Below are 7,812 nucleotides of genomic sequence, written 5' to 3' on the forward strand. Positions count from 1 at the left end.
ACTGTCGGCTACCTCCCGCGCAACTGTTGACCACGTGACACGCCGTAACAGGGACCCCTGTGGAGATCCCTACACTGGCATGAGGCACGCTCTACATACCTCTTATCGCGCGCGCGTGAGCGACACGATGCAGAACTACCGATCAGTAGCGGTGACGAAGTCGTCGCGCAAGGACAACGATAGGAGCGCGTGGCACGGTTTCCGGGCCATCGCGAGTACCGCCAACGAAGCCGAGGAGACACCTTGAGCCCGCAGAACACCGGCCCCGAGCGGGTACGTGTCATTCGTGACGGCCTGGCAGCACACCTGCCGGACATCGACCCAGAAGAGACGTCCGAATGGCTCGAATCGTTCGACGAGGTGCTCAAGGGCGGCGGTCAGCAGCGGGCCCGGTACCTGATGCTGCGGCTGCTGGAGCGTGCGCGTGAGAACCACGTCGGCATGCCCTCGCTGACCAGCACGGACTACGTCAACACCATCCCCACCGAGCGCGAGCCGTGGTTCCCCGGTGACGAGGAGGTGGAGCGCCGCTACCGCGCCTGGATCCGGTGGAACGCCGCGATGACGGTGCACCGCTCGCAGCGGCCCGGCGTCGGTGTCGGTGGCCACATCTCGACCTACGCGTCGAGCGCGTCGCTGTACGAGGTCGGCTTCAACCACTTCTTCCGCGGCAAGAACCACCCCGGCGGCGGCGACCAGGTCTTCATCCAGGGCCACGCCTCTCCCGGTGTCTACGCCCGCGCGTTCCTCGAGGGCCGCCTCTCCGAGCACCAGCTCGACGGCTTCCGCCAGGAGTACTCGCACGCCGGTCCGGGTGGCGGTCTGCCGTCGTACCCGCACCCGCGCCTGATGCCGGACTTCTGGGAGTTCCCCACGGTCTCGATGGGCCTCGGCCCGATGAACGCGATCTACCAGGCGCGGTTCAACCGCTACCTGCACGACCGCGGCTTCAAGGACACGTCCGACCAGCACGTGTGGGCGTTCCTCGGCGACGGCGAGATGGACGAGCCGGAGTCGCGCGGCCTGCTGCAGCTCGCCGCGAACGAGCACCTCGACAACCTGACGTTCGTGGTCAACTGCAACCTGCAGCGCCTCGACGGCCCGGTGCGCGGCAACGGCAAGATCATCCAGGAGCTGGAGTCGTTCTTCCGCGGCGCCGGCTGGAACGTCATCAAGGTCGTCTGGGGCCGCGAGTGGGACGCCCTGCTGCACGCCGACCGCGACGGCGCGCTCGTCAACCTCATGAACGCCACGCCCGACGGTGACTACCAGACCTACAAGGCGAACGACGGCGCGTACATCAAGGAGCACTTCTTCGGCCGCGACCCGCGGACGAAGGCGCTCGTCGAGGCCATGAGCGACGACGAGGTGTGGAACCTCAAGCGCGGTGGCCACGACTACCGCAAGGTCTACGCGGCCTACAAGGCGGCGACCGAGACCGTCGGCCAGCCGACCGTGATCCTCGCCAAGACCATCAAGGGCTACTCGCTCGGCAAGCACTTCGCGGCGCGCAACGCGACGCACCAGATGAAGAAGATGACCCTCGACGACCTCAAGGGCTTCCGGGACAGCCTGCGCATCCCGATCTCCGACGAGGTGCTCGAGAAGGACCCGTACCTGCCGCCGTACTACCACCCCGGGCAGGACAGCCCCGAGATCCAGTACATGCTGGAACGCCGCCGCCAGCTGGGTGGTTTCGTGCCGGAGCGCCGCACGAAGTCCAAGGCTCTCGTGCTGCCGGGCGACAAGGTCTACGACGGCATCAAGCGCGGTTCGGGCAAGCAGGAGGTCGCGACGACGATGGCGTTCGTCCGCCTCGTGCGCGACCTCGCGAAGGACCCGGAGATCGGCCCGCGCATCGTCCCGATCATCCCGGACGAGGCACGCACGTTCGGCATGGACTCCATGTTCCCGACGCAGAAGATCTACAACCCGAACGGCCAGGCGTACACCTCGGTGGACGCCAACCTGATGCTCGCCTACAAGGAGTCCGAGCAGGGCCAGATCCTGCACGAGGGCATCAACGAGGCGGGTTCCACGGCGTCGTTCACGGCGGTCGGCACGTCCTACGCCACGCAGGGCGAGCCGATGATCCCGATCTACATCTTCTACTCGATGTTCGGCTTCCAGCGCACGGGTGACGGCCTGTGGGCGGCGGCGGACCAGATGGCGCGCGGCTTCGTGCTCGGTGCCACCGCGGGCCGCACGACGCTGACCGGTGAGGGCCTGCAGCACGCCGACGGCCACTCGCTGCTGCTGGCGCACACGAACCCGGCCGTGGTCGCCTACGACCCGGCGTGGTCGTTCGAGGTGGCGCACATCGTCAAGGACGGTCTGCGCAGGATGTACGGCGAGAACGCCGAGAACATCTTCTACTACATGACGGTCTACAACGAGCCGTACGTGCAGCCGGCCGAGCCGGAGAACCTGGACGTGGAAGGCCTCCTGCGCGGCCTCTACAAGTACCAGGACGGCCCGCAGACCGGTGGCCCGCGTGCCCAGATCCTCGGCTCCGGCGTGGGCCTCCCGTGGGCGCTGAAGGCCCAGCAGCTGCTGGCCGACGAGTGGGGCGTCTCCGCCGACGTGTGGTCCGCCACGTCGTACTCGGAGCTGCGCCGCGACGCCGTCGACACCGACCGCCACAACCTGCTGCACCCGGACGCCGAACCGCGGGTCCCGTACGTGACGCAGGCGCTGGCCAACGTCGAGGGCCCGGTCGTCGCCGTCTCCGACTGGATGTCGGCGATCCCGGACCTGATCCGCCCGTACGTCCCGACCGACATGACGACCCTGGGCACGGACGGCTTCGGCTTCTCCGACACCCGCCCGGCCGCCCGCCGCCACTTCCTGGTGGACGCGGAGTCCGTCGTCGTCGCCACCCTGGCCGCCCTGGCCAAGCGCGGCGAGGTGGACCAGGCCAAGGTCGTCGAGGCCGCCCGCAAGTACCGCATCGACGACGTGCAGGCAGCCGGCCCGTCCACGTCGGACGCGGGCCTCGCGTAACCGTTCGTCCTAAAGGGCCGCTCCGCACGCGCGGGGCGGCCCTTTTCAGGCCCTGAGCGCGTACTCCGTGCACTGACCGGCGATGGTGGACACGAGAACGCCGGTACACGGCCTCACCCTCCTCAGAGGCCTGCAGAGCCGCGATCCGACAGCCCTCGGCGAAGCAGCTACTGCTCGACCCGCATCGGTCCATCGGAGCACGTCCCCAAGATCGTCCGCGACCGATATGTCGGCCCACCGATATATCAGTTATGCAAAGACGTTTGCGGACGTCCGCAAACGTCTTTTGCATAAGGGTGGATAAGCGCTGGTCAGGGCAACTGATATATCGGTTGGTGGCGGCCGGTCAGCCGCACTGGGCGACCGGGGCGGCCTTCAGCAGTGGCTCGTCGGCGCGGGCGTCGAGCAGCAGCGGGACGATCGAACGCGCCTCCTGGTTCATCGGCACGATCCGGTCACCGCCACGCAGGTACTGGGACCTGATGCCGTGCAGCGCGAGCTCGTCACGCACCGAGACGTACTGGGCACCGGTCAACACGTAGCCGCACGGCGGAGTGGTCAACACGTCCTCGGGAGCCGGAGCCTGGTTGTCGGCGCCACCGAAGTACACCGGCCCGGACCGAACCTCACGAGAAGCGGCGTTGGCGGCTTCGATACCTGAGCGGTTCTCGCGGACGAACGCCGGCGTGCCGTCGAGAGCGAGCAGGTGGGATTCGACGCGGCGCTGCGGCGTGCCGGTGTCGTTGGTCTCGACGAGCAGGCCCATGCCGTGCTTGAGGCCGCCGGTGTTGCGGAGGATGCGCTCCTGGTGATCACCGGCCACCTGGCGGATCGGCTCGCCGGTCACCGGGTCCACGTAGATGCCGTAGACGCCCGAGGTGCGGCCCGTGGCTTCCACGGACGGGCGCACGTAGGACCGCGACAGCGTTTCGGAGAGCGAGTGGACGCCGGAGGCCACGTTCAGGTTGCGGGGCCAGAGCCAGAGGACGTCCTTCACGTAGTAGGGCGCCGACGGGCCGAACTCGTGGAGGTCGTGGATGACGTCGGGCTGCCAGTCGCGGATCACCACAGCCATCGCGCGGGCCTCGGCGGTGCGCAGCAGCAGGTGGTCGCGGTTGATGTCGATGCCGGCCGAGTTGCCGCGGGTGTCGGCGGCGCGGCCGTCCGGGTTGGCGTTCGGGACGAACAGGTAGGTCACGTCGGGCGAGCGGGGCAGCGAGCGCATGCGGATCAGGCACGCCTCGCGGCCGGCGGGCTCGTCGCCGTGCTGGGAGCAGATGAAGAGCACCACCGTGCGAGCCGAGGAAGATCCGACGCGCACGAGCTGGATGGGGCGGCCTTGGGCCGTGACACCGATCTGCGTCAGAGGAAGGCCCACCTCACGCAGGTAGGCTTGTTCCTCTGCCTCGGTGGTCCATCTGCCGGTCTTCTCGAAACCAGTCCGCGGCGATGCGGCGACCGCCGGAACGGGAACCAGCAACGAAACAGCAGCCAGTAAAGCGATCAGTCCCCTCATACGGGAGACTTTGCCGCCTGTGTCAACCGGCGGGCGGTGCGGTTCCAGTCCCAGAAACCGTGGATCACCAGGCCCGCGAAGATCACGTACACGAACGCGCTGAAGTACAGGTCCGACTGGATCTGCAGCGGCACACCGACGGCGTCGACCGCCAGCCAGACCAGCCAGAACTCCACGAGTCCCAAGCCCTGCAAGGCGAACGCCAGCACGGTGCCGACGAAGATCGCGGCGTCCGGCCACGGCGCCCACGAGGCGTCCAGCCAGTCCAGCACCAGTGCGAACGCCACTGTGCCGACAACGAAAACTCCGGCCACGGCAAGGCGTTCACGCCAGGAACCCTTGCGCACCACCACGCCGAAGATCGGGTCACGGCGGCGCACCCACGCGTACCAGCCGTAGACGGCGATCAGACCGACGACGACCTGACGGGTCGCCAGTCCGCCAAGATGCGAGGACAGATAGACCGTGAACAGCAAGGCGACGGACACCAGCTGAACAGGCCAGGTCAAGAGTGAACGGCGCTGCGCCAGAAAGACCACCGCCAGCGCCAGCACCTGCCCGACCAGCTCCGTGTACGCGATCTTCTGCCCGAAGATCGTCAATCCCAGCTCGTACCACACGGCTTGTTCCCCCGGGGTTCAGTCGCCGTATACCGGTGTTTCCTACGGTCCCACCATGTCATCTCCCATAGCGTTGGCGCTCGTCCCTTTGTTCCTCACCACCCCTGCGACGCCTGTCATCACACCGACTGTGATCACGCAGACGTTCGAGGAGCCCGCGGACGCCGACGATCCGGCCATCTGGGTGAACCCGCACGACACGGAACGCAGTGTGGTCCTGGGCACGCTCAAGGAAGGCGGCCTGGCCGCGTTCGATCTGAACGGCCGCACGATCAGCGTCGAGCCGGCGCCGCGGCCGCCCGCTGCCGGCGTTAAGCCGGGGCGCTACAACAACGTCGACGTCCTCGGCGACCTCGCGTTCGTGAGCGACCGCGGCCGGGACCGCATCCGAGTGTTCCAAGTGGACGAGCACGGCGTGAAGGACGTCACGAACCCCGTGACCAGGCCGGTGTTCTCCCAGACGGAGGCGGAGGTCGACAAGCAGCACAACGTCTACGGACTCGCCGCCGGGCACGTCAACGGCAAGGATGTCGTCGTCACGAGCCGGCGCAACGAGACCAGCATCGCACTCCTCCAGGTCCAGAAGGGCACCACCTACGACACCAAGAAGGTGTCCACTTTGGATCTCCCGAGCACCTTCACCCTGCCGAACGGCCAGAGGTGGACGGTGTGCGGCGAGCCGGGCGAGGGCCCGCAGGTCGAGGGCATGGTGATCGACGAACGCACGAACACCCTCTACGCGGCGCAGGAGGACGTCGGCATCTGGCGCATCCCGTTGCGCTCCAACGGCTTCGGCCGCCCGCAGCTCGTCGACAAGGTCCGCTCGTTCGGCGCACCGCAGAAGTACAACCCCGAGACCGAGGAATGCGAGGCAGACGGCCCGAACCCCGGCTTCGGCGGCAAGTGGCTCGAGGCCGACGCCGAGGGCCTCACGCTCACGAACGACGTGTTGATCGCGTCCAGCCAGGGCGACTCGCGGTTCGTCGCCTACCGCAAGGCCGGCATGAAGCCGCTCAAGGACTTCAAGATCAAGGACGTCGAGCACTCCGACGGCGCCGACATCGTCACCGGCAAGCTCAACCTCCTGGTCGTCCACGACGGCGAGCGCCCGAACGGCACCGGTTTCGCGTTCATCAGGTTCTAGACGAGTAAGTCCTAAGTCCGGGTGGTGTCTGGCGACGGACGAAGGGTGTTCAAGATCAGTTTGTGAGGACCGACCTGAACACCCTTCTGACCGCACTCTACGTCAAGATCGATGATCACTTGGGCAGGCCCGCCAGGACCGGACGGCCACCACGGCTGACCGACGCCGAGCTGCTCACGCTCGCCGTCGCCCAAGCCTTGCTCGGCATCCGCTCCGAGGCTCGGTGGCTGCGGTTCCTGCCGCGGCACCTGCCCGGTGCTTTCTCTTACCTGCCACAGCAGTCCGGCTACAACAAGCGGCTGCGCGCGGCGGTCCCGCTGCTCAAGAAGGTCATCCGGCTGCTGGCCGTCGATACCGACCTGTGGACCGACGCGATCTGGGTCGTGGACTCCACCCCGGTCGAGTGCGGCCGCTCCCGCGAGACCACCAAGCGCTCCGAGCTGGCCGGCTGGGCGGGCTACGGCTACTGCTCGTCGCATTCGCGGTTCTTCTGGGGCCTGCGCCTGCACCTGATATGTACCCCGGCCGGGCTGCCGATCACCTGGGCCCTGGCCAACCCGAAGCTCGACGAGCGCCACGTGCTGATGGCGATCCTGGATCACGACCCGTCCGTGCTGGCCGACCGGCCCGGTCTGCTGATCATCGCCGACAAGGGCTACATCTCCCGTGAGCTGGACACGTTCCTGACCGAACGTGGGGTGCGGCTACTGCGTCCCAACTACCGCAACCGCGCCCCGCACCCGGCCGAACACCTGCTCAAACCCGTCCGCCAGCTGATCGAATCGGTCAACGACACGCTCAAAGGCCAGCTCGACCTCGAGCTGCACGGCGGCCGCACCATCGACGGCGTCACCGCCCGCATCGCTCAACGCCTGCTCGCGCTGACTGCCGCGATCTGGCACAACCGCGCCACCGGTCAGCCCGTCACCCGATCACTGATCGCCTTCGATCACTGATCAGTTAGGACTTACTCGTCTAGTAGAGCGTCGCGGCTTGGTTGTGCTCCGTTGAGCCGGGCAGGGGGCTGGGAGGTCTGGTGCTCTCACCGAAAGCCGGATGGTCGCGCTCTCATGCACGTCGCTGCCGAGTTGGCGGTAGAGAAATGCTGACGCAAACGTCTTGGCGTCAATGGGTCGTCGCAACACCCCTCTGATCTGGGAGGTTGCGATGGGTCGGCCTGGTTTGCCTCGGCGGGTGCGGCTGCGGTTCTGGGAGGGCGTCGAGCAGGGCATGGTGGTGGCGGAGGCGGCGCGGTTCGCGGGCGTGTCGTTCAACGCGGGCAGTAAGTGGTTCGCGCAGGCTGGCGGGGTGATCAGCAACGCGCCACAGCCGGTGTCGGACCGGTATCTGTCCTTGGAGGAACGCGAGGAGATCGCGGTGCTGCGGGCGGAGAAGCTGTCGATGCGGGAGATCGGCCGGCGGCTGGGCCGCAGTGCGTCCACGATCAGCCGGGAGCTGGAGCGCAACTCGTTGCCGCTGCGTAAGGAGCGGCCGAAGATGCCGCGCAAGTACCGGGCCACGGTGGCGCA

6 protein-coding genes are annotated in these 7,812 nt (G+C 67.5%); 4 read left to right on the forward strand and 2 right to left on the reverse strand.

The window, feature by feature from the left end:
• Positions 1-243: 243 nt before the first annotated feature.
• The gene (gene aceE, locus JOD27_RS29935; protein ID WP_204765621.1) at positions 244-3,003 is read left to right on the forward strand and encodes a pyruvate dehydrogenase (acetyl-transferring), homodimeric type; all 2,760 of its coding nucleotides are present in this window, start codon (positions 244-246) and stop codon (positions 3,001-3,003) included.
• Positions 3,004-3,349: 346 nt separating this feature from the next.
• On the opposite strand, the gene JOD27_RS29940 is transcribed toward aceE, so the two are convergent.
• Positions 3,350-4,519: a M14 family metallopeptidase gene (locus JOD27_RS29940; protein WP_204765622.1), complete on the reverse strand. Its 1,170-nt coding sequence runs from the start codon at positions 4,517-4,519 to the stop codon at positions 3,350-3,352.
• Positions 4,516-5,139, reverse strand: coding sequence for a nicotinamide riboside transporter PnuC (pnuC, locus tag JOD27_RS29945; protein WP_204765623.1), 624 nt, complete (start codon positions 5,137-5,139; stop codon positions 4,516-4,518). Before pnuC ends, JOD27_RS29940 begins: the two co-directional genes overlap by 4 nt.
• Before the next feature lie 55 nt (positions 5,140-5,194).
• On the opposite strand from pnuC, the gene JOD27_RS29950 reads away from it, so the two are divergent.
• The 3 genes from JOD27_RS29950 to JOD27_RS29960 form a co-directional block, all read left to right on the forward strand.
• Positions 5,195-6,283, forward strand: coding sequence for a phytase (locus JOD27_RS29950; RefSeq protein WP_204765624.1), 1,089 nt, complete (start codon positions 5,195-5,197; stop codon positions 6,281-6,283).
• A 62-nt stretch (positions 6,284-6,345) separates the two neighbouring features.
• Positions 6,346-7,239 carry an IS982 family transposase gene (locus JOD27_RS29955; RefSeq protein ID WP_204765625.1) on the forward strand — a complete coding sequence of 298 codons (894 nt, stop codon included), beginning with the start codon at positions 6,346-6,348 and terminating at the stop codon, positions 7,237-7,239.
• A 211-nt stretch (positions 7,240-7,450) separates the two neighbouring features.
• Positions 7,451-7,812: helix-turn-helix domain-containing protein (locus JOD27_RS29960; protein ID WP_204765626.1), on the forward strand; the 362-nt coding region annotated here is incomplete at its 3' end.

The sequence above is a fragment of the Lentzea nigeriaca genome, from assembly GCF_016907955.1.
In the GTDB taxonomy this organism is placed as follows: domain Bacteria; phylum Actinomycetota; class Actinomycetes; order Mycobacteriales; family Pseudonocardiaceae; genus Lentzea; species Lentzea nigeriaca.